This window comes from Streptomyces sp. NPDC006012, assembly GCF_042871185.1.
Lineage (GTDB): Bacteria > Actinomycetota > Actinomycetes > Streptomycetales > Streptomycetaceae > Streptomyces.
This window is the reverse complement of sequence record NZ_JBIAIE010000003.1, coordinates 133439-152686: the sequence shown is the minus strand read 5'-3', so window position 1 is coordinate 152686 and position 19248 is coordinate 133439. Positions and strand designations below refer to the sequence as shown.

13 protein-coding genes, 1 pseudogene and 1 riboswitch are annotated in these 19248 nt (G+C 71.3%); of the genes and pseudogenes, 4 read left to right on the top strand and 10 right to left on the bottom strand.

Going from position 1 to position 19248, the window contains the following annotated elements; genetic code table 11:
• Nucleotides 1-60: 60 nt before the first annotated feature.
• The 6 genes from ACFYPJ_RS07530 to ACFYPJ_RS07505 form a co-directional block, all read right to left on the bottom strand.
• A complete protein-coding gene (locus ACFYPJ_RS07530) occupies nt 61-1641 on the bottom strand; it encodes a hypothetical protein (RefSeq protein WP_389011994.1) in 1581 nt (526 codons plus the stop codon).
• Nucleotides 1642-1864: 223 nt separating this feature from the next.
• Nucleotides 1865-3172, bottom strand: a complete 1308-nt coding sequence (locus ACFYPJ_RS07525) for a tetratricopeptide repeat protein (protein WP_389011991.1) — start codon at nt 3170-3172, stop codon at nt 1865-1867.
• A 614-nt stretch (nt 3173-3786) separates the two neighbouring features.
• Nucleotides 3787-4719, bottom strand: coding sequence for an ABC transporter permease (locus ACFYPJ_RS07520; RefSeq protein WP_389011989.1), 933 nt, complete (start codon nt 4717-4719; stop codon nt 3787-3789).
• Nucleotides 4706-5692 (bottom strand): ABC transporter ATP-binding protein, encoded by a 987-nt coding sequence (locus ACFYPJ_RS07515; RefSeq protein ID WP_389011986.1) that lies wholly within the window; start codon nt 5690-5692, stop codon nt 4706-4708. Before ACFYPJ_RS07515 ends, ACFYPJ_RS07520 begins: the two co-directional genes overlap by 14 nt.
• 32 nt (nt 5693-5724) lie before the next feature.
• On the bottom strand, nt 5725-6954 hold the full coding sequence (locus tag ACFYPJ_RS07510) for an outer membrane lipoprotein carrier protein LolA (RefSeq protein WP_389011983.1): 1230 nt from the start codon (nt 6952-6954) through the stop codon (nt 5725-5727).
• A gap of 319 nt (nt 6955-7273) precedes the next feature.
• Entirely contained in the window at nt 7274-8284 is a 1011-nt protein-coding gene (locus ACFYPJ_RS07505) for a polyprenyl synthetase family protein (RefSeq protein ID WP_389011981.1), read from the bottom strand.
• A 1020-nt stretch (nt 8285-9304) separates the two neighbouring features.
• Between ACFYPJ_RS07505 and ACFYPJ_RS07500 the strand changes: the two are divergent.
• Both ACFYPJ_RS07500 and ACFYPJ_RS07495 read left to right on the top strand, forming a co-directional pair.
• Nucleotides 9305-9517, top strand: a pseudogene (locus tag ACFYPJ_RS07500) (peptidase S15); the annotation flags it as partial.
• A gap of 809 nt (nt 9518-10326) precedes the next feature.
• Nucleotides 10327-10508, top strand: a riboswitch (cyclic di-AMP (ydaO/yuaA leader).
• A 2-nt stretch (nt 10509-10510) separates the two neighbouring features.
• A complete protein-coding gene (locus tag ACFYPJ_RS07495) occupies nt 10511-11017 on the top strand; it encodes a transglycosylase SLT domain-containing protein (protein WP_389011979.1) in 507 nt (168 codons plus the stop codon).
• Nucleotides 11018-11100: 83 nt separating this feature from the next.
• Here ACFYPJ_RS07495 and ACFYPJ_RS07490 read toward each other — a convergent pair whose 3' ends face one another.
• The 3 genes from ACFYPJ_RS07490 to ACFYPJ_RS07480 form a co-directional block, all read right to left on the bottom strand.
• Entirely contained in the window at nt 11101-11916 is an 816-nt protein-coding gene (locus ACFYPJ_RS07490; RefSeq protein ID WP_389011977.1) for an HAD family hydrolase, read from the bottom strand.
• A gap of 207 nt (nt 11917-12123) precedes the next feature.
• Complete coding sequence (locus ACFYPJ_RS07485; protein WP_389011974.1) at nt 12124-13320, bottom strand: FAD-dependent oxidoreductase; 1197 nt, start codon at nt 13318-13320, stop codon at nt 12124-12126.
• Nucleotides 13317-13769 carry a hypothetical protein gene (locus ACFYPJ_RS07480; protein WP_389011971.1) on the bottom strand — a complete coding sequence of 151 codons (453 nt, stop codon included), beginning with the start codon at nt 13767-13769 and terminating at the stop codon, nt 13317-13319. The genes ACFYPJ_RS07485 and ACFYPJ_RS07480 overlap by 4 nt, the downstream gene beginning before the upstream one ends.
• A 234-nt stretch (nt 13770-14003) precedes the next feature.
• On the opposite strand from ACFYPJ_RS07480, the gene fahA reads away from it, so the two are divergent.
• Together fahA and ACFYPJ_RS07470 are read left to right on the top strand one after the other, a co-directional pair.
• Nucleotides 14004-15224 carry a fumarylacetoacetase gene (fahA, locus tag ACFYPJ_RS07475; RefSeq protein WP_389011969.1) on the top strand — a complete coding sequence of 407 codons (1221 nt, stop codon included), beginning with the start codon at nt 14004-14006 and terminating at the stop codon, nt 15222-15224.
• A 624-nt stretch (nt 15225-15848) separates the two neighbouring features.
• Complete coding sequence (locus ACFYPJ_RS07470) at nt 15849-16787, top strand: M56 family metallopeptidase (protein ID WP_389011966.1); 939 nt, start codon at nt 15849-15851, stop codon at nt 16785-16787.
• A gap of 228 nt (nt 16788-17015) precedes the next feature.
• On the opposite strand, the gene recQ is transcribed toward ACFYPJ_RS07470, so the two are convergent.
• The gene (recQ, locus tag ACFYPJ_RS07465; protein WP_389011963.1) at nt 17016-18989 is read right to left on the bottom strand and encodes a DNA helicase RecQ; all 1974 of its coding nucleotides are present in this window, start codon (nt 18987-18989) and stop codon (nt 17016-17018) included.
• Between the last annotated feature and the right edge of the window lie 259 nt (nt 18990-19248).

Below are 19248 nucleotides of genomic sequence, written 5' to 3'. Positions count from 1 at the left end.
CATCACCGAGATCCCGGTCGCCGAGCCCGGCCGGGCCGGGCCGACTGGTCCAGGTCCAGGTCAGCTCAAGAATTCCGCCAGCGGGAACGCACGGTGGCTGCGCGGCGGGATCAGGAAGTTCTGCCGGTGGGTGGTGTGGATCGCCGCGTTCAGACCGGCGTTGCGGGAACGCGGCGAGAACTCCACCCTTTTTCCGTCGGGGTAGTAACCGTCCATGGCCAGACGAACACGGTTGAACGTCTCGGTCGTCGGCACAAAAATCAGGAAGTGCAGCCCGGCGGATTTCTGGGAACTGTAATGGTCGCCGACCGGGTCGGAGGTGTAGTGGAACGGGCTGTCCAGGGTGGCGAAATCGCCGCGATTGGACACAGGCGTGCCCACCGGATAGGTCTTCCCATAATTGCTGGTGGTGGATTTCTGCAGGCGGTTCGCCGGCTGCATGCTGCCGTTGTGGCCGTAGCTGCCGGTCTTCTCGACCCCCTGAAAGACGTCGCGCTGACTCAGTGTGGGCGGATCCACCGTCACCGTCCCCTGCGGGACCGAGAGTCCGGGCTGGTACATGGCGCGGAGCCGGTCCCCGTATCCCGCGAAGTCCTGCGCTCCCGTTCGCCCTTCGCCGTACCAGGTGGCCAGATCCGAGTACAGATGCGACAGCGGCATGATGGTCCCGTACTTGAAATAACCGTTCGGCCATTGATCGGTCCACCCCGGAAGCGTCTCCAGATTCGAGAGAGGAGTGGCGCTCTCCCCTGATTTGAGCGTGGTGGTGAAACCGAAAAAGACGGGGGAATGCCGCGGAATGGACTTGGCTCCGGGCAGGCCCGCCTCAAGGGCCAGCCTGCTGGCCAGTGACTGCTGTCCCGTGTGCGCACCGCCCGTGAAGCCTCTTCGGATGCTGGTCACGTCGAAGAGGTCGCCGGCCTGGCCGCTGCCCGTTCCGAACAGGACGTTGGTGGCCTCCATGATGGTGTCGAGCGAGTCGCTGCGCAGGAGCACGGCCACATGGTTCTGCCCCAGCCGGACCGCCCCGAAGCCGGGCGGCGGCTGGTCGCTGGGATACGTCCTCGCGCCTTGCAGCGCGTGGACCGTACGGCCCCGCTGTCTGGACGTCATCAGGTCCACCGGCAGGTAATCCGGATAACGCGTCCCCGCCCTGAAGAATTCGGAACCCCGGCCGAGGCTCGGAATGTAGTGCTGGAAGTAGGGCAGTCCCCAGGTGACGACGACGCCCACGCCGCTGGGCGGGGGAGGAAAGCGCCTCTCCAGGCCCTGGATGACGGATTCCAGATGGCGCTGCGCCTCCTGGAGGGCCCGCGCATTCGGCGGAACCTTCAACGTCGCGGTGATGACGTGATTGTGCATCGGCGGGATCAGAACGGTGATCGTGCCCTTGCTGCTGGCGACTCCAGTACCGTCGTCCTTGATGTGCCGCGGTGTGGGAATGGCATATTGCTCGGGCGGCAACGGTTTGCCGATCTCCACGGTGGCCCGCTCGGGCGGGGTGACCAGTTTGTCGATGGCCTCGTAGATGCCCGCGGAAGCGAGAGCCAGTCCGAGGGTCGTGCCCGCGACGAAGTTGCGCCTGCTCGGATTCGCCGGCCCCTGGTCGTCGGACACCCCTTTTCCGCCCTCTTCCTTCATGGGCTCCGTCCTCCCTCGGAACGTACGTCCCGCACCGTCCTGGGCCTGGACCACGGTGTGTCCGGCGATCGGTCCGCCCCGCGCGCGACGATGCACCGTCCTCGGTCACGGAGCGGTCGCAGCGCGGCGAAGGCCGCCTCAATTCGCCCATGAAGGCGGAGCACCGGCCAGTCCCGGCGGGCCATTCGGCTGGGTTTTGGGCCGCTGGGGTCAGGCCGGGATATCAATCGGCCGTTCGTGCCGCCCGCTCGGTCAGGCGGACCATGCGGGCTCGGGCGGACTCCAGTTCCTCGACGTCGTCGGCCGCCGGGCCCTGCTCGACGGTGAGTTCCGTCCACAGCGCGATCAGGTCCCGGCCGAGGCGGAGGGCCTCCTCGGCGTCGCGTACGGCACGCCACGCCGTCGCCGCGCCGTGCACGTTTCCGTACGCCGCCTCGGGGTCGCCGGCACGGTGGTGGAGCCAGGCCAGGTCGAGGGACAGTCGGAAGGCGTGCAGCGGGTCACCGGACAAGTAGGCGATGTACGCGGTGAGTTCGCGCAGCCGGAGCACTTCGGGGTGGTCGGGCCCGAGGGCGGCGGAGGCCGTCTCGACCGTGTGCTTCGCCAGCTCGGCCGCCGTGTCGATCCGCCCCGACCTGACGGCCTCGTTGATCCGCGCGGTCGGCTCTCCGAGCCGTTCGCCGCCGCCGTCCCCGTTGCCGTTCTCGTCCCCGAGAACCGCCTCGGCCACGGCGTCGAAACCACGAGCAGGGGTGGGTCTGGGGTCGTAGCCGGCCCCGACGGCGAGGTCGGCGACGGGGGGCAGGGGATTCCTGGGCGGCCGGGGAGCGGAGGGTGCGGCACCGGCTGCCGCCACCTCGGCGGCGGTCCCCGGCACGGCGGTTCCGGCGGATTCACCGGCCAGGCCCGGGCCCGGCTTGGCGATCCGGGGCGGGGCAGCGGGCCGCCGCACGGACAGCCTGGGCTGCTCGGCAGCCCGGAACGGGCCGACGGACCGGGACGGCTTGCCGAGGGCGGGTGGGTCCACGGAACCGGGCCGGCTCACGGAGCCGGGAGGATGGGCGGCACCGGGGCGATTCACGGAACCGGAGCGGTTCGCGGAACCGGGAGAACCGGCGAACCCGGGCCGGCCCGCGGGCATGACGGGGGGCGGTCCGAAGACACCGGTCGGTGGCTGGACGGTGCCGGGTACGACGCCCGGCGCCGGACGCAGGACGGACGCGGGCGCACGCTCTCCCGGCGGCGTCCGCTCGGCGGCGGACCGGCGCGGGGACGTCGAAGGCGCGTCCCCCTGACCCCCTGGAACAGCCACCGGTACCCCCGGAACCCCCGAAGCCATCGGAGCCATCTTGGCCGGGTCCCCCACGAAGCTGCTGGCGCCGTCGGTGTCCACCTGAAGGGGGACGACGTAGCCGACCCGGACGTCGTGAATGGCCGCCCGTACGGGGTGCCCCACCGCGAGGGCGAGCCGGTGCAGATGGTCCAGTACGGCGTGCTGGATCTCCCGGCCAGGAGGCACGACGAGGGGCACGCCGTCCACCGTCGCGTCACCCGCACCCGAAACCCGGACGTCCACCGGTACCGCCGGACCCGCGCCGCGTCGGTCTTCTCGCTTGCCCTCACGGCTGAGTCGAGACATCGGTCCCCTCACTCCCCCGGCGTAACGATCCGGGTTGTACTCCTGCGTAACATCGAGTGTCGCTGCTCGGCGCTTCCCCCGCGTCACTGCGACGTCACAGACTCGCACCAGGAACTCCCTGGCCGCCGGACCGGCGGGCGCCCGCACCGCACGGACCCGATCTCACCACCTTCGACGCGCTCGAAGACGGACAGCCGCCGTCCCGACGGCACCACCGCACACCCCTTCCGCGCGTCCCGGCCGCACCCGAGGACACGACCACACTCACACACTTCCCACGCGGCGCGAACGCCCCGCCGGTCATAGGAGCCGGAGGGCCAATCGGCCCTACAGGACGGCCGCCCCGCCGGCCCTACGAGACGGACACCCTGCCGGTCGTACGGGGCGGGCGCCCTGCCAGTCCTACGGAGCGGACGCCCGGCCAGCCCCACAAGACCGACGCCCTGCCGCCCCCGCAAGACGGACACCCTGCCGGCCGCCGCGGCCCGGTCTCCTGCCTCGACTCGCTATGCGGTGATGTCCTTCGCCGTGAACCGGGCCCAGGCCGCCGAGCCGAACACCACGGCATACAGCGCCTGCAGCCCCAGGTTCTTGACCAGGTCGTCCCAGTAGACCGGCTCCCGCATCAGATCGGCGAAGGACAGCCAGTAGTGGGAGAAGAAGTACGGCTGGAGGGCGTGCAGTTGCGGTATCTGGTCGAGGATCTGCACGGTGATCAGCAGCCCCACCGTGGTCGCCATGGCGGCGATCCCGCTGTTGGTCACGGTGGAGACGAACAGGCCGAGGGCGGCGACGCCGACCAGTGACGCGGCCACGACGAGGGCGATCAGCAGCGCGCGCGCCAGGCCCTCGGCGAAGCTGATCTGGGTGCCGGAGATGGTCGTCAGGTCGCCCAGCGGGAACAGCAGCGCCCCGACGACCAGCGCCGAGACGGCCACCACGAGCGTGGCCACCAGGCAGAACGCAATCGTCGTCGCGTACTTGGTGAGCAGCAGGCGGGTGCGGCCCGCGGGGGCGACCAGGAGGTAGCGCAGCGTTCCGGCGTTGGCCTCGCCTGCGATGGCATCTCCCGCGATGACCCCGGTCGCCATCGGCAGGAAGAACGGCAGCGTGGCCGCCAGCGCGGTGAACACCAGGAACAGGCCGTTGTTGGTGATCTGCGTGATGAACGCCGGCCCCTCGCCGCCGCCCTGGCCGGCCGACGAGCCGCCCCGCGTCTCGATCCTGACCGCGATTCCGACCAGGATCGGCACCGCAGCCAGCACACCCAGCAGCGCGAGCGTGCGCCAGCGCCGGAAGGTGGTGGCCAGTTCGCTGCGGAGCAGTCCGAAGGTCCACAGCGGGTTCGGGGCGCGGCCGGGCCCGGGCCCGGCCGCCGGCACCGCCGCTGCGGCCCCGCTCGCCCCGGCGTCGGCCTGTGACGCGTCAGCCTGCGACATCGAAGCCCTCTCCGGTCAGCGCCACGAAGGCGTCCTCAAGCGACGCCCGCTCGACCCCGAAGCCGCGGACCCGGACGTCGGCCGCCACCAGCGCGGCATTCAGGTCGGCGAGTTCCCCCTCCGGCGGTTCCGCGGTCACCCGGTCCTGGGTGACGGCGACGTCCCCGAGGCCCCGTTCCTTCAGCACCCGGGCCGCGTCACCGGTGTCCGGCGTCGTCACGACCAGCCTGCCGCGCGCCCCCGCGGCCAGCTCGGCCACCGCCCCCTGGGTGATGAGCCGGCCCTGCGCCATCACCGCCGCGTGCGTGCACACCTGCTCGATCTCGTCGAGGAGGTGGGAGGAGAGGAAGACGGTCGTACCGTCGGACGCCAACTCCCTGACCAGCGAGCGGATCTCGCGCATGCCCTGCGGGTCGAGTCCGTTGGTCGGCTCGTCCAGGACGAGCAGGCTGCGCGGCTGGAGCAGCGCCGCGGCGAGCCCGAGTCGCTGTTTCATGCCCAGCGAGTACGCTCTCGCCTTCTTGCCCGCGGCGGCTGCCAGGCCGACCCGGTCCAGGGCGGCGGCGACGCGGGCGCCCCGGGTGCGCGGGTCGGCCGTCGGGTCGGCGGCGTCGTACCGTACGAGGTTGTCGCGGCCGGTGAGGAAGCCGTACAGGGCCGGGCCCTCGATGAGCGCGCCCACGTGCGGCAGTACGGCGCGCGCCGAGCCGGGCATGGGCCGCCCGAGCACCCGCGCCGTGCCGGAGGTGGGCTCGATGAGGCCCATCAGCATGCGGATGGTGGTGGTCTTGCCGGAGCCGTTCGGACCGAGGAAGCCGAAGACGCTGCCCGCCGGGACGGTCAGGTCGAGGCCGTCGACGGCGAGTTGTCCGCCGCGGTAGCGCTTGGTCAGGCCGCGGGTGTCGATGACGCTCGGGCCCGCGTCTCCCGGCTCCCGCGCCGTCCTGCGCCCGGTGACGGACGCTTCGTCCATCGGCTCCCTCGATTCGTCGTGCCGGATCGTGCCTACTGGCCCGAGTTCGCCGCCTTCACCAGGGCGTCCTTGGTCACGGCGCCGACGTACATCTTGCCGTCGTCCGTGACCAGGGCGTTGACCAGGCGGGTGGAGAACACCATGCCCTTGCCGAACTTGCCGCTGACCTGGTCGCCGAGCGAGCCGAGGAAGCCGCCCGGGTCGCCGCCGGACGAGCCGGACGGGACGCCGCCCTGCGTACCGGTGTCGATGACGGCGATGGAGTTCCAGCCCTTGCCGAGAACCTTGTGGTCCTCGGAGCCCTTGGCGGGGTCGTGACCGGACTTCGCACCCGGACCCTCGAAGGACTTGATGCCCCCGGAGGAGGACTTGGCACCCTCGGCGGACTTGTCGCCCTCGGTGACCTTGGCGCCCTTAGGCGGGGTGAAGTCGAAGGTCGAGGCGGCCGGCTTGGCGAAGCTGACCTGGGTGAAGCCCGCGTCGACGACCGCAGCGCCGCCGCTCGCCGGGGTCAGCGTGAACTTCAGCGGCATGCCGTTCTTCGCGTCCACCGCGATGCTGATCGCACCGACCGTGGTCCCGGACTGCTTCGGCTTGACGAGCAGCTTGTAGGCGTCCCGGCCGGCGACCCGCATGGTCCCGTCGACGGTCACCGAGGTGGTGTCGTCCACCGACTTCAGAGCCTCGTCGGCGAAGTCCTTGGGCGTGCTCGGCACCTCGTCCTCGTGGTCCGCCCCGTCCTGGCCCACGGTGCCGTGGTAGACCTCGTTGGACTTGCTGTCGAAGCCCCAGACGTCCTTGCCATTGTGGATCAGGCTGTATTCGGCCGCGCTCTCCATCAGGGACAGCTTCTGCCGGTCCTCGCCGTCGACGGCGACCCGCAGGGTGTGCGTCCCCGCGGCCAGCTCGGTGAGCTTGGAGGTCGGGTCGGCGGAGGAGCCCGACTCGGACGGGGCGACGCCCGAGGCCAGGCTGCTCTCCAGGCCGCCCAGGTTCGGCAGGCCCAGGTCGGTGCTGACCTTCACCGTGCCGGACAGCTGCTCGACGTCCGACTGCGCGATCTTCTCTATGAGCTGCTGCGCGGTGATCTTCGGCAGGCTGGGGTCACCGGAGTCGGCGAGCGCCGGAACCAGCCCGATGGTCACCGCCGCCACACCCACGACCGCTACCGGGACGCCGTAGCGAGCGGCCTTGCGCCGGCCGGAGCGCAGTGCCCCGGTGTCCTCTGCCCCCGAGTTGTCATCGGATTCGTACCGTGCCATGTGTGCCTTACCTCCGTCGTCGGCGGCGGCCTTCTACGCACTGTCTGCACTGTTCCCACCCTGAGCCGCCATTCTCACCCAAAACGGTGAGGAGTGGTGTTGTCCGTGGCCTCCATCTGACCAAATCCGCCGTGCAGATGCGTCACCCCGCAGAGGCAAGTCCCTGTACCCCTCCGGTATGACAGGGGGAGGAGATACCTCCCCTCGTCCCGTAGGGGCCGACCTGCCGGAACGGTCCCGACCTGGGGAGATCCCGTCCCCTAGGGGATCAGGCCCCTAGGGTTTCCGGTCCTGTTCCGGCCCCCGCCGGGGCCGCGGGCTATCCCGCCCGGTGCACCACGGCGTCGCACAGCTCCAGCAGGGTCGCCTTGGATTCACCCGCCGGCAGCGGGGCGAGCACCGCCCGGGCCTCCTCCGCGTACCGCACGGTGTCCCGCCGGGCCTGCTCCAGCGCCGGATGCGCCCGGAGGGCGGCCAGCGCCTGCGCGTGCCGGCCGTCGTCGGACAGATCGGAGTCCAGCAGCTCGCACAGCGCGATGTCCTCGGGCAGACCCAGCCGCGCCGCCCGCTCCCGCAGCCGCAGCACGGGGAGCGTGGCGATGCCCTCCCGCAGGTCCGTGCCCGGGGTCTTGCCGGACTCGTGCGAGTCCGACGCGATGTCCAGTACGTCGTCGGCGAGCTGGAAGGCGACGCCCAGCCGCTCTCCGTACTGGGTGAGCATGTCCACGACCGCATCGTCGGCGCCCGACATCATCGCCCCGAACCGGCACGACACCGCGACCAGCGACCCCGTCTTGCCGCTGAGCACGTCCAGGTAGTGCTCGACCGGGTCCCGGCCGTCCGAGGGCCCGGCCGTCTCCAGGATCTGCCCGGTGACCAGCCTCTCGAACGCGAGGGCCTGTACCCGCACCGCCTCCGGACCGAGGTCGGCGAGGATCTGCGAGGCACGGGCGAAGAGGAAGTCCCCGGTCAGGACCGCGACCGAGTTGCCCCAGCGGGTGTTCGCGCTGTCCACCCCACGGCGCACGGCGGCCTCGTCCATCACGTCGTCGTGGTACAGCGTCGCCAGATGGGTCAGTTCGACCACCACGGCGGACGGCACCACCCCGGGTGCGTACGGATCGCCGAACTGTGCCGCGAGCATCACGAGCAGGGGCCGGAAACGCTTGCCGCCCGCCAGCACCAGGTGCTGCGCGGCCCCCGTGATGGACGGGACCTCGCTCTTGGTGGCTTCGAGCAAGCCTTCCTCGACAGCCGCCAATCCGGCCTGGACATCGACTTCCAGAGCCTGGTCCCGCACGCTCAGCCCGAACGGCCCGACGACGGTCACGAGGGGTCTCCTGTCTGCTGGTGTCTGCTGGCGGTTACACGGTTTGTCGATAGGTCGGTGCCATCACTCAAGTCAGCGTATCCGGTCAGGTTTCGATCACCGATAGCGCCCACGGCCCAGGCCGGGCGGTACCGAATCACGACCGGTATGTTGCTGATCAGTTGATACAATCCGATATTCATCGAGTTGGCGGCATATCACATCTTTTGCCCCACTAATGCCTCGGAGCGCAGCCCCTGCACATCCGCACGCCCTTCCCCCGCGAGACCGCCCGCACAGACCTCCGGATCCCCTCTGCCCGACGGGACGCACCCGCACGCGCGCGTGGCGCCCGCTGACAGCCGAACCCGCACCAGCCCCGCCCACCCCCAGCTCCGGGATTCACCCCGACCGACTCACCGACCGAACCGCGCCACGCGACACCCAGCAGCACCCCCGGTACGCGTACGCAGAACACGGCCATACGTCCGTCCGGGTCGACGCGCACAGGTGCGGCACCAGCGAGGGGGGCGACGGGGCCGCCCTGCGGCGGAGACGGCGGACCGGGGGCGGCGGACGGAGTGAAGACCGCGGATGGGGCGAAGACTCCGGATGGAGTGGAGGCGGCGGACGAGGTGGAGGTCGTCGAGCGGCCGGCCGCGCAACCCTGATGCGACAGCGCCGTGGACATGTTCGGCATCTCCTGCGCCGGCACCCCTCCCTGAAAAACGCATACATAGGGGAAGCAAGTCAAACTGGTGCATTTGGTCGGGCTGGAGATGGGGGGCGCCCCGGGGGTGATGAATGGCCGGGTGGCGTGGAGCGACCCGGGGGCGAGGTCCGACCGGAGGGAGGGGGTACCCCGGGAGGCAGCATCCGACCAGAAGGCGGGGAGCGGCCCCAGGGCGGCATCCGGCCAAGCGACGGCAGGCCGAAGACGCCCATGCCCCCTCGGACGGCAGAAGGCCCGGAACCCACGGCGCACTCGGAGACGGCAGCAGCGGTGAAACGTACAGCCGTACCGACGGGCTCGCGGCACGCGGTGCCATCAAGGCCGCGGTGCCTGCGGCGGGCGGCCGGCCCGACCCGTACCACGACCACTGCCCTCCGTACCGTCCTCCGTCCGGTCGAGCGCTGCCCCACGACCGCGTCCGTGGACTGATCGGCCCCTGGTCGCACCAGTACCCCGAGCGCGGCCGGTCACCCCGACCGACCGTCGAGTTCCTCAAGGAGACTCCGCGCTGGTGGGACCACTGACTGAAGGGCAGCGCGCCGCCCGACCGCCGGTACGGGTCCGGGCCCTGGACCCCACGATCGAAGCACGGCGCCGGAACCGGCCGAACCGCCGAGCGTGAACTGGTCCGTCACGCCGGACGGACCGTTCCCGGGCGACCCGTATATAAGGAGCGACATCAAGGACGAGCGGCGGAAGGAACGCGGACGGAAAAAATGCGGACGGAAGGCGGAATAAAGTCACTGCGTGCCACACGAGTACGCACACACCCCCAGACGGTCCCGGAACGAACCGAGGACGCACCGGAGACGCACACAACCACCCGGCACCCCGCTGTCGGCCCGCGCCAACTCGGACCTGTCGAGCCGTCCGCAACGGCCTGACCAGGCACGGGACACGACGGTCCAGGTCCGTCCGGAGTTCGCCTGTGAGGCAGGCCACTTCCACGCCGCCGACGAGGCGCTCTGCGCGACAGACACCGAGGCGACCTTCCGCCGGGCGCGAAAAGAAGTAATTCAGCGGCCCATAGGGTGAAGTGACCGTTTTGCCGTTATTGGCACTTCAATCCCCCTTGATACCTAATGCACTTCGATTCTCGGATGAGTGATTTGGGTCACACGCTACGGCGTGTCGACCTCCGAGCCGGACCCTCAACCACCCGCCTCCAGTCGCACAGTTGACCGTTGGCAGTCGCAAAGGATCTAGCGGTCATACGCCTCATCTCGCAGGCAATCCGCATGATCTATGAATCCGGTACTTGTTTCCGGCATGTGCGGTCGCATAGCTTCCGGGCCAGTCGGGTGGACGCCAAATCCTGCCGCCACCCGTCGTGAACCCATCGACGAACACAAATTCGTACGGCAGGAGCGGGGGACCCAGGTAAGTCGCCGGGCCGGACGGCACAGCCGACCGGAACGGCTAGGGGTGAAGCCGAGTCGCCATGTGGCGGCCTGGCCGGGCGTCTCCCCGCCCGAACCCGACAGCTCACCTCGCAGGCGCCGGAGAGGAACACCATGTCTGCTGCCGCTCAGCCCCGCCGTCACCGCGTCAACCGCCTCGCTCGCGCCCTCGCGGTCGCCGGCACGGGTGCCGCCGTACTCGCTCTGCCTCTCATCGGTGCCACCGGCGCCCACGCGGCCACCACCGCGCCCACGGCGGCCGTCAGCGGGACCACCACGGCCGTGACCACGGCCGGATACAAGAACAACCTCGACGGCTGGATCCGCGAGTCGCTCTCCGTCATGGCCCGCCACAAGATCCCGGGCACCTACAACGGCATCTACCGCAACATCATCCGCGAGTCCTCGGGCAACCCCCGTGCCATCAACCTCTGGGACTCCAACGCGGCGAAGGGCATCCCGTCCAAGGGCCTGCTCCAGGTGATCGACCCGACGTTCCGGACCTACCACGTTGCGGGCACGTCGAACGACATCTACGACCCCGTCGCCAACATAACGGCAGCCTGCAACTACGCCGCCCACCGCTACGGCTCGATCGACAACGTCAACGGCGCCTACTGACGGATCCACCGTCGACAGCGGCGACCGGCGGATCCGCCGTCAACAGCGCCTGCTGACGAGCCCGCTGCTCGCGGCCGAACCGTTCACGGGGTTCCCGGAAACAGTCGTTCGAGGACGACGGCCACGCCGTCGTCCTCGTTCGACATGGTGATCTCGTCGGCCACCGCCTTGAGTTCGGGGTGAGCGCCCTCCATCGCCACCCCGTAGGCGGCCCACCGGAACATCGGGATGTCGTTCGGCATGTCGCCGAATGCGACGGCCCGGTCCGCGCCCAGCCGCAGGTGCTCGGCCGCCAGCGCCAGACCGGTGGCCTTGGTGATGCCGCACGGCTGCAACTCCACGGTCCCCGGCCCCGACATCGTGACGCTCGCCAGGGAACCCACGGCCGAGCGCGCCGTCGCCGCCAACTCGTCGTCGGACAGCGCGGGATGCCGCAGCAGGACCTTGCTGATGGGCGCGCACCACAGATCGTCACGCCGCTCGACACGGACGGCCGGCAGCGTCGGATGCGGCATCAGATACCCGGGTTCGATGAGCGTGAGCCCGTCCACCCCGTCCTGGTCGACGGCCGCGTACACCTGCCCCACCTCGGCCTCGATCTTGCCGAGCGCGGTCTCCGCCAACTCCCGGTCCAGGGTGACCGACCACAGCAGGCGGTCCGCGCCGGCGTCGTACAACTGCGCGCCCTGTCCGCACACCGCGAGCCCCTCACCGCCGAGTCTGTCCAGCAGCGGCCGTACCCGTGGGGCGGGGCGCCCGGTGACCACCAAGTGCCGGGCACCGGCCCGCGCCACGCGGGCGAGCGCGGCGAGGGACCGGTCGGAGAGGGTGTCGTCACCACGCAGGAGGGTCCCGTCGAGGTCGGTGGCGACGAGTGAGAATGCGGGAGGAGCGGCCATGACCCGAGAATACGGACAGCGCGCCGCTCCGGCTCACGCCCGCTTCCCGCTCCCTCCTCGCCACGCCGTAGCGTCCGTCCTCTCTTCTCCTCTCCCGGGCCTCGCCTTCAACCCCCTCCACCCCCTGCCCCCTTCACCCCTTGCGCCCATGGCTCGCAGATTCAGCGCCTCGTCCCGTGCAGCCGTGACGCGGGAGTGGCGCCGGTCTCAGCCGTGCGCCGCCACCAGGTGTCTGGTCAGGCGTGGGGAGGCGAACTCGGTGCCGCACACGAAGCGCATCACCGGCCCGTAGGAGGCCGCGGCGGGCAGGCCGGTGAAGTACAGGCCGGGGACCGAGGAGACATACCCCGGGCCGAGGTTCGGAGTGCCGCGGCTGACGGCGAGCCGGGTGCGAAGCCCATGACTCAGAAAGCCCATGGCCGCGATGTCGACGCGGTAGCCGGTCGCCGCGATGACGTGGTCGGCCACCAGCCGGCCGGTGGCACCGGCACGCGTGCGGACCGTGAGGACCGGCGCCCCGTCGAGGGCTTCCGCGCCCACGACACGGTCGATCTCCTCGACCCGTACCTTGCCCTCGAAGCGGTCCCGCAGCCACCAGGCGCCGAGCGGGCCGAGTACCCGGCGGACCAGATAGTGCCGGGTGCGGGCCGGGAGGTAGCGGTAGGGCTGCGGGTAGTGGCTGAGGGCCCACAGCGACCAGGCGCGGCCGAACGGCGACCCGGGGCGCAGCCGCGGCTGACGCCAAGGCGGGGCACCGAAGCCGACCCGGCGCCGCGCGACCACCCTTACCCGCGCACCCGCCTCGGCCGCCAGCGCCGCCGTCTCCAGCGCGGACTGGCCGGCGCCCACGACGATCAGCTCCTGGCCGGCGAACCGGCTGAGGTCGTGGTGCTGGCAGCTGTGGGACACCGGGCCGGTCGGGGCGGGCCCGTCCGCCGCCGCGGCGGCCAGCTCCGGGGGCAGATGGGACAGGCCCGACAGTCCGGTGGCGACCACGACCGCGCGCGCCGTGAACGACTCGCCCGACTCCAGCTCGACCTCGAAGCCGCCGGCCGAGCGGTGGTCGACCGAGACGACCCGGACCCGTTCCAGGCCGGGCACCAGTTCCCGCTGGAACCACTCGCCGTAGGAGATGAACGTCCCGACCGGGACGATGTCCTCGACGCCGGCCAGCCGCGATATGCCCGCCGCGGCGCAGTAGTCGGCCAGGGTGTGGCCGCGCCGCGGTGCGTCGATGCTGGACGCCGCCGGGGTCGACTTGAGGAGCATCCCGGCGGGCATGTGGTCACGCCAGCTCACCATGGGGTCACCGAAGACGCGTACGGGGATCCCGCTCGCCTTGATGTGGGCGGCGGTGGACAGGCCGAAAGGCCCGGCACCGATGACTGCTACCGGTCGGATCACGAAGTCCCTCCCCAGGACGTGGTGCTTGCTTCGCGTACGAGGAACCGGTCCGCGAGCACGTCCTGGTGCCCGGCGGTCAGGACGGCCGCCTCCTCGTCGGTGGGGATGAGCACGACGGGCCGGCCGACGCGCCGGCCGGCCCGCTGCAGACCCTCCACCGGGCAACCCGGTTCCTCCGCACCGCTCGTCGGCCGGACGAACGCGTGCTGTGGGCAACGGGACGACGCCGCGGGCGTGCAGCGGTACTCGGTGATCACGCACCTGGGCGCGCCCAGCCGGCCCGGGCCGCGAACCGCTCCGGCACCGCCGTGGCGCATCGGGTAGTCACCGGACTCGATGATTCGGTAGTCACCGAAATCGACGGTCAGGTAGTCACCAGACTCGACGATCAGGTAGTCACCGAAATCGACGATCAGGCCGGGCACCTCACGGTCCGTCCGGAAAGACATGCTGACGGCATTCCTGGCCACGGGTCCCCCCCACGTGTCCCCCACGGACCGGACCCACCCCGTCCGTGTCCCCCAAAAGACGCTAAGCCGGAATTGCCCCCTCCGACAACAGGCCCTATTAGGACATTGTGAACTCTTCGGACACTGCCCCGGGAGGCGGCACACCCGTAACGTGTGCCGCGAACCATGGCACGCATGGCCATGCACGGCACGGATGAGAGTGAGGCACCACCCATGCCCCCCTTCGACGTCCCCGAAGGCGACACCTTCGGCCCGCACAACCTCCCGTACGGCGTGTTCTCGCCCCTCGGCAGCCAGGAGCGGCGCGTCGGCGTCCGGCTCGGCGACCAGGTGCTCGACGCGGGCGCCGCGGCCGCCGCGCTCGGCTCGCCGTATGTCTCCCTGCTCGCACGGCCCACCCTCAACCCGCTGCTCGCCGCGGGCCGCACGGCGTGGTCGGACGTACGTCGCGCGCTGACCGCGTGGGTGACGGTCCCCTCCCACCGGGAGACGATCGAGCCGCTGTTCCACCCGCTGTCCTCGGTGACCCTGTACCTCCCCTTCGAAGTCGCCGACTACGTCGACTTCTACTCCTCCGAACACCACAGCCGGAACGCCGGCCGGATCTTCCGCCCCGACGCCCCGGAACCGCTGCCCCCGAACTGGAAACACCTGCCGATCGGCTACCACGGCCGCTCCGGCACGGTCGTGGTCTCCGACACCGACGTGGTACGGCCTTCGGGCCAGCGCAAGGCCCCCGCCGACCCGGTCCCGGTCTTCGGGCCGACGGCGAAGCTGGACATCGAGGCCGAGGTCGGCTTCGTCGTCGGGGTGCCGTCGCGGCAGGGCGAGCCGGTGGGGCTGGCCGACTTCCGCGAGCACGTCTTCGGCCTGTGCCTCCTCAACGACTGGTCCGCGCGGGACATCCAGGCCTGGGAGGCCGCCCCGCTCGGCCCGTTCCTCGGCAAGTCCTTCGCCACCTCCGTGTCTGCATGGATCACCCCGCTGGAGGCCCTGGAAGGGGCCCGGGTGGCACCCCCGCAGCGCACCCACCCCGTGCTGCCGTACCTGGACGACTCCGGCTCCGGCAACGAGCCCGGCGGGTACGACCTGCGGATCACCGTCGCGGTCAACGGCCACGTGGTCTCCGAGCCGCCGTTCGCCACCATGTACTGGACGGCGGCACAGCAGTTGGCGCACATGACGGTGAACGGCGCCTCCCTGCGCACCGGCGACCTGTACGGGTCGGGCACGGTGAGCGGGCCGGAACCGGCCCAGCGCGGCTCCTTCCTCGAACTGAGCTGGAACGGGCAGGACCCCCTGGAGCTCCCCGACGGCAAGCGGACGTTCCTGGAGGACGGGGACGTGGTGACGCTCTCGGCCTGGGCACCGGGCCCTGGCGGTGCCCGGGTGGGACTGGGCGACGTCACCGGCCGGGTCGTCCCCCGCACCTGACCGGCGAACCGGCCGCCGCCGCGTCACCACCGCGGCCACCGGAACGCCGAGCCGCCGACCAGCCGCGGCCGTCCGCCAAGCCACCGAGCCGCCAAGTCACCGAGCCACCGACTCGCGGCGTCGGGGGCAGCGGCTGGTCCTACGCCGCCAGGCTCCCCCGGCCCTTGGCGGGCGGGTGACTGGTCCATGACCTCGGCTCCGCCCCGCGCCCCCGCCCCGCCCCTGACCTCGGCTCCGGCCCTGACCCCGACTCCGCATCAGCCCGCAGCTCCGGCACCGGACACGCCCCGGCGCAGCACAGCCCCTCGGCGGAGGGCTGCGAGCTGCGCTCCGGCCTGCGGGGGCGCGGGAACTCCGGAGTCCGGGGTCCGGGGTCCGGGGTCCGGGGTCGGGCTCCAGGCTTCACCCCCGCCGCTCCTCCTCCAAACCGAGGCGACAGGCCACGGAAGCCGCAGAAAGGCGGCCCGGACTCGGACACATGCCGCGCCGGTTCGGTCTCGACGCCTGACTCAGGGCGCCCGTCCCCGTCATACTGGCGAGCGGGACTCCGCACCACCTGATGCGCCGGCTCCCACGCACCACCAGACACCCGTTCCGCTTTGACCAGGAACCGGAGCCCCCGGCATGACTGTCTGCCTGCTCCTACTGAGCGTCGTCGCCCTGGCGTTCGCCGTGCCGGCGCCCCACGCGCTGACCCGGGCCGCCTGGCCCGATCGGGAGCCCGTGGTCGGCCTGTGGGCCTGGCAGTGCCTGGTCGCCACAGTGCTGCTCAGCTGCCTCGCCGGACTGACGCTGGGCGCCGCGGCCGTCTTCCACACCGTGCGTGATCATGTCTTCGCCCCCGCTCCCCCTTCCGTCACCGCCGCGTACGACCTCTCCGCCACCCCGGTCTGGGCCGGCGTCCTCACCGTGCTGCTGGCCTGCGGCGCCGCCTGGACCACGGCGGTGCTCGCCCGCGAGCTGGTCGAGGCACGCCGGAGCCGCGACCAGACCCGCGCGCACCTGCGCGAACGCGCACCCGATCTGCCCGCCGGGCTGCCCGCGGCGCGCGGGCCCATGCTGGTGCTGGAGGACGAGTACCCCGATGCCTGGTGGATGCCGGGCCACCCGCCCCAGCTGGTGGTCACCACCGGTGCGCTGCAACGTCTCACCGATCACCAGTTGGACGCCGTCCTCACTCACGAACGCGGCCACGCCCGCGCCCACCACGACTGGCTGCTGCATCTGTCCACCGCACTGGCCACCGGCTTCCCCCGGGTCCCGCTGTTCGCCCACTTCTGCGACCAGACCCACCGCCTGGTCGAACTGGCCGCCGACGACACGGCGTCGCGCCGCTGCGGACACCTCACCACGGCCCTCGCCCTGATCGAACTGAACCAGCACCGCGGTGTTCTGACCTGTGCTTCCAGCCGACGGCTGCTGGGAGAGCGCGTGGACCGCCTGCTGGAGCCCCCGCCCCGCCTGCTGCGCAGGCACCGGGCCCTGACCACGACGGTGGCCGCGCTGGTGCCCCTGCTCCCCCTGCTGATCACCTTCGCCCCGGGGCTGACCGCGCTGTCCTGACGCTGACCGCACAGCCTCGACACGACCATCGGGGCACCATGCGGGACAACGGCCCGGTGCCCACCCAGGCGGGACAACGGTCCGGATCCCGCCCAGACGGAGCAACGGCCTGGTGCCACCCGAAGGTCCAGGAGAGGGCCCTGGGAATCTCCTGGACAGGTCCGGAGAAGTTCCGGAGAAGTTCCGGAGAGTTCCTGGAGTAGGGCCCCGGAGAAGTCCCAGCAACTCCTAGAGCCAGTCCTCCGGCTCGGGCTCCGGGTCGGACCAGGCGTCGTCCGCCGTCGCCCCGGCCCCCACCTCAGGAGCGGCCGTGGCGGTGGCAGCGGGCGCCCCGGCCGCGGACGGGGCATCGAGCCCGGACAACACCTCGATCACCCCCTCCCCGTACGTCATCAGCTTCTTCTCGCCGACGCCGCTCACCGTGGCCAGCTCCCGGACCGACCCGGGCCATCTGGTGACGATCTCCCGCAGGGTCGCGTCATGGAAGATGACATAGGCAGGAACGCCCTGTTCACGAGCCTGTTCGGCACGCCAGGCGCGCAGTGCCTCGAAGGCGGGGAGCAGTTCCTCGGGCAGCTCGGCCACGGCCGCCTTGGGTGCGCGGTCGCCCCGGCCGGACGCCGAGGACGACGTGCGCGCGGCAGCCGGCTTCTTCGGTTCCTTGCGCAGCGGCACCTCCCGCTCCTGCCGCAGCACCGTGCCGCTCGACTCGGACAGCACCAGCGTCCCGTACTCCCCCTCCACCGCCAGCAGCCCCTGGGCCAGCAGCTGCCGGATCACCCCCCGCCACTCGCCCTCGGCCAGGTCGTCCCCGATGCCGAAGACGGACAGCTGGTCGTGGTCGAACTGGATGACCTTGGCGGTGCGCTTGCCGAGCAGGATGTCCACGATCTGCAGGGCGCCGAACTTCTGCCCGCGCTCGCGTTGCAGCCGCACGACCGTCGACAGCACCTTCTGCGCGGCGATCGTGCCGTCCCAGGTCTCGGGCGGGGTGAGGCAGGTGTCGCAGTTGCCGCAGCCCGCCGCGACGGGATCCTGGCCGAAGTAGGCGAGCAGCTGGCCGCGTCGGCAGCCGGCCGCCTCGCACAGCGCGAGCATCGCATCCAGGTGGGCGGCGGCCCGGCGGCGGAACGCCTCGTCGCCCTCGCCGGACTGGATCAGCTTGCGCTGCTGTACGACGTCGTTGAGCCCGTAGGCCATCCAGGCCGTGGAGGGGAGTCCGTCACGGCCCGCGCGGCCCGTCTCCTGGTAGTAGCCCTCGATGGACTTGGGCAGGTCGAGATGGGCGACGAACCGCACGTCCGGCTTGTCGATGCCCATGCCGAAGGCGATGGTCGCCACCACGACCAGGCCGTCGTCCCGCAGGAACCGCGACTGGTGCGCCGCGCGCGTGCCCGCGTCCAGGCCCGCGTGATAGGGCACCGCCTCGATGCCGTTGCGGCTCAGGAACTCCGCGGTCTTCTCGACCGAGTTGCGCGACAGGCAGTACACGATGCCCGCGTCGCCCGCGTGCTCCTCGCGCAGGAAGGCGAGCAACTGCTTCTTGGGGTCGGCCTTGGGCACGATCCGATACTGGATGTTGGGCCGGTCGAAGCTCGCCACGAAGTGCCGGGCCGACGGCATGTTCAGCCGCTGCGTGATCTCCTCGTGGGTGGTGCGGGTCGCCGTCGCCGTCAGCGCGATCCGCGGCACGTCCGGCCAGCGCTCGCCGAGCAGGGACAGGGCGAGGTAGTCGGGCCGAAAGTCGTGGCCCCACTGGGAGACGCAGTGCGCCTCGTCGATCGCGAAGACGGAGATCTTGCCCCGGGAGAGCAGGTCGAGGGTGGAGTCCAGGCGCAGCCGCTCCGGAGCGAGGTAGAGCAGGTCCAGCTCACCCGCCAGAAACTCCGCCTCCACCACGCGCCGCTCGTCGAAGTCCTGGGTCGAGTTCACGAACCCGGCCCGCACGCCGAGCGCCCGCAGCGCGTCCACCTGGTCCTGCATCAGCGCGATGAGCGGCGAGACCACCACGCCCGTACCCGGTCTGACCATGGCCGGGATCTGGTAGCACAGGGACTTGCCGCCACCGGTCGGCATGAGGACGACCGCGTCCCCGCCCGCCACCACGTGCTCGATGATCGCTTCCTGCTCGCCCCGGAATACCTCGTACCCGAAGACCCGGTGCAGCGTGGCCAGCACCTCGCTCTGTGTCACCCCTGGCATCTCGCCGATCCCGCCCATCGCCGTGCCCCCGTACGTCGTCCTTCGACCACTGCCTCCACGATAGGGGTCCGGACCGACAGCCCCGGAGTTATCCACAGGCTCAGGCGTCACTCCAGGTCAAGGACTACGGCACGCGTTCAGCAGGCGAACGGCGGCGGGGGGGGGCCCCCCCCCCCGGGCGCCCCCCCCCCCCCGGCCCCCCCCCGGGGGGGGCGGGGGCCCCCCCCCCCCCGGGGGGGGCCCGGGCCGGGAGGAAAGG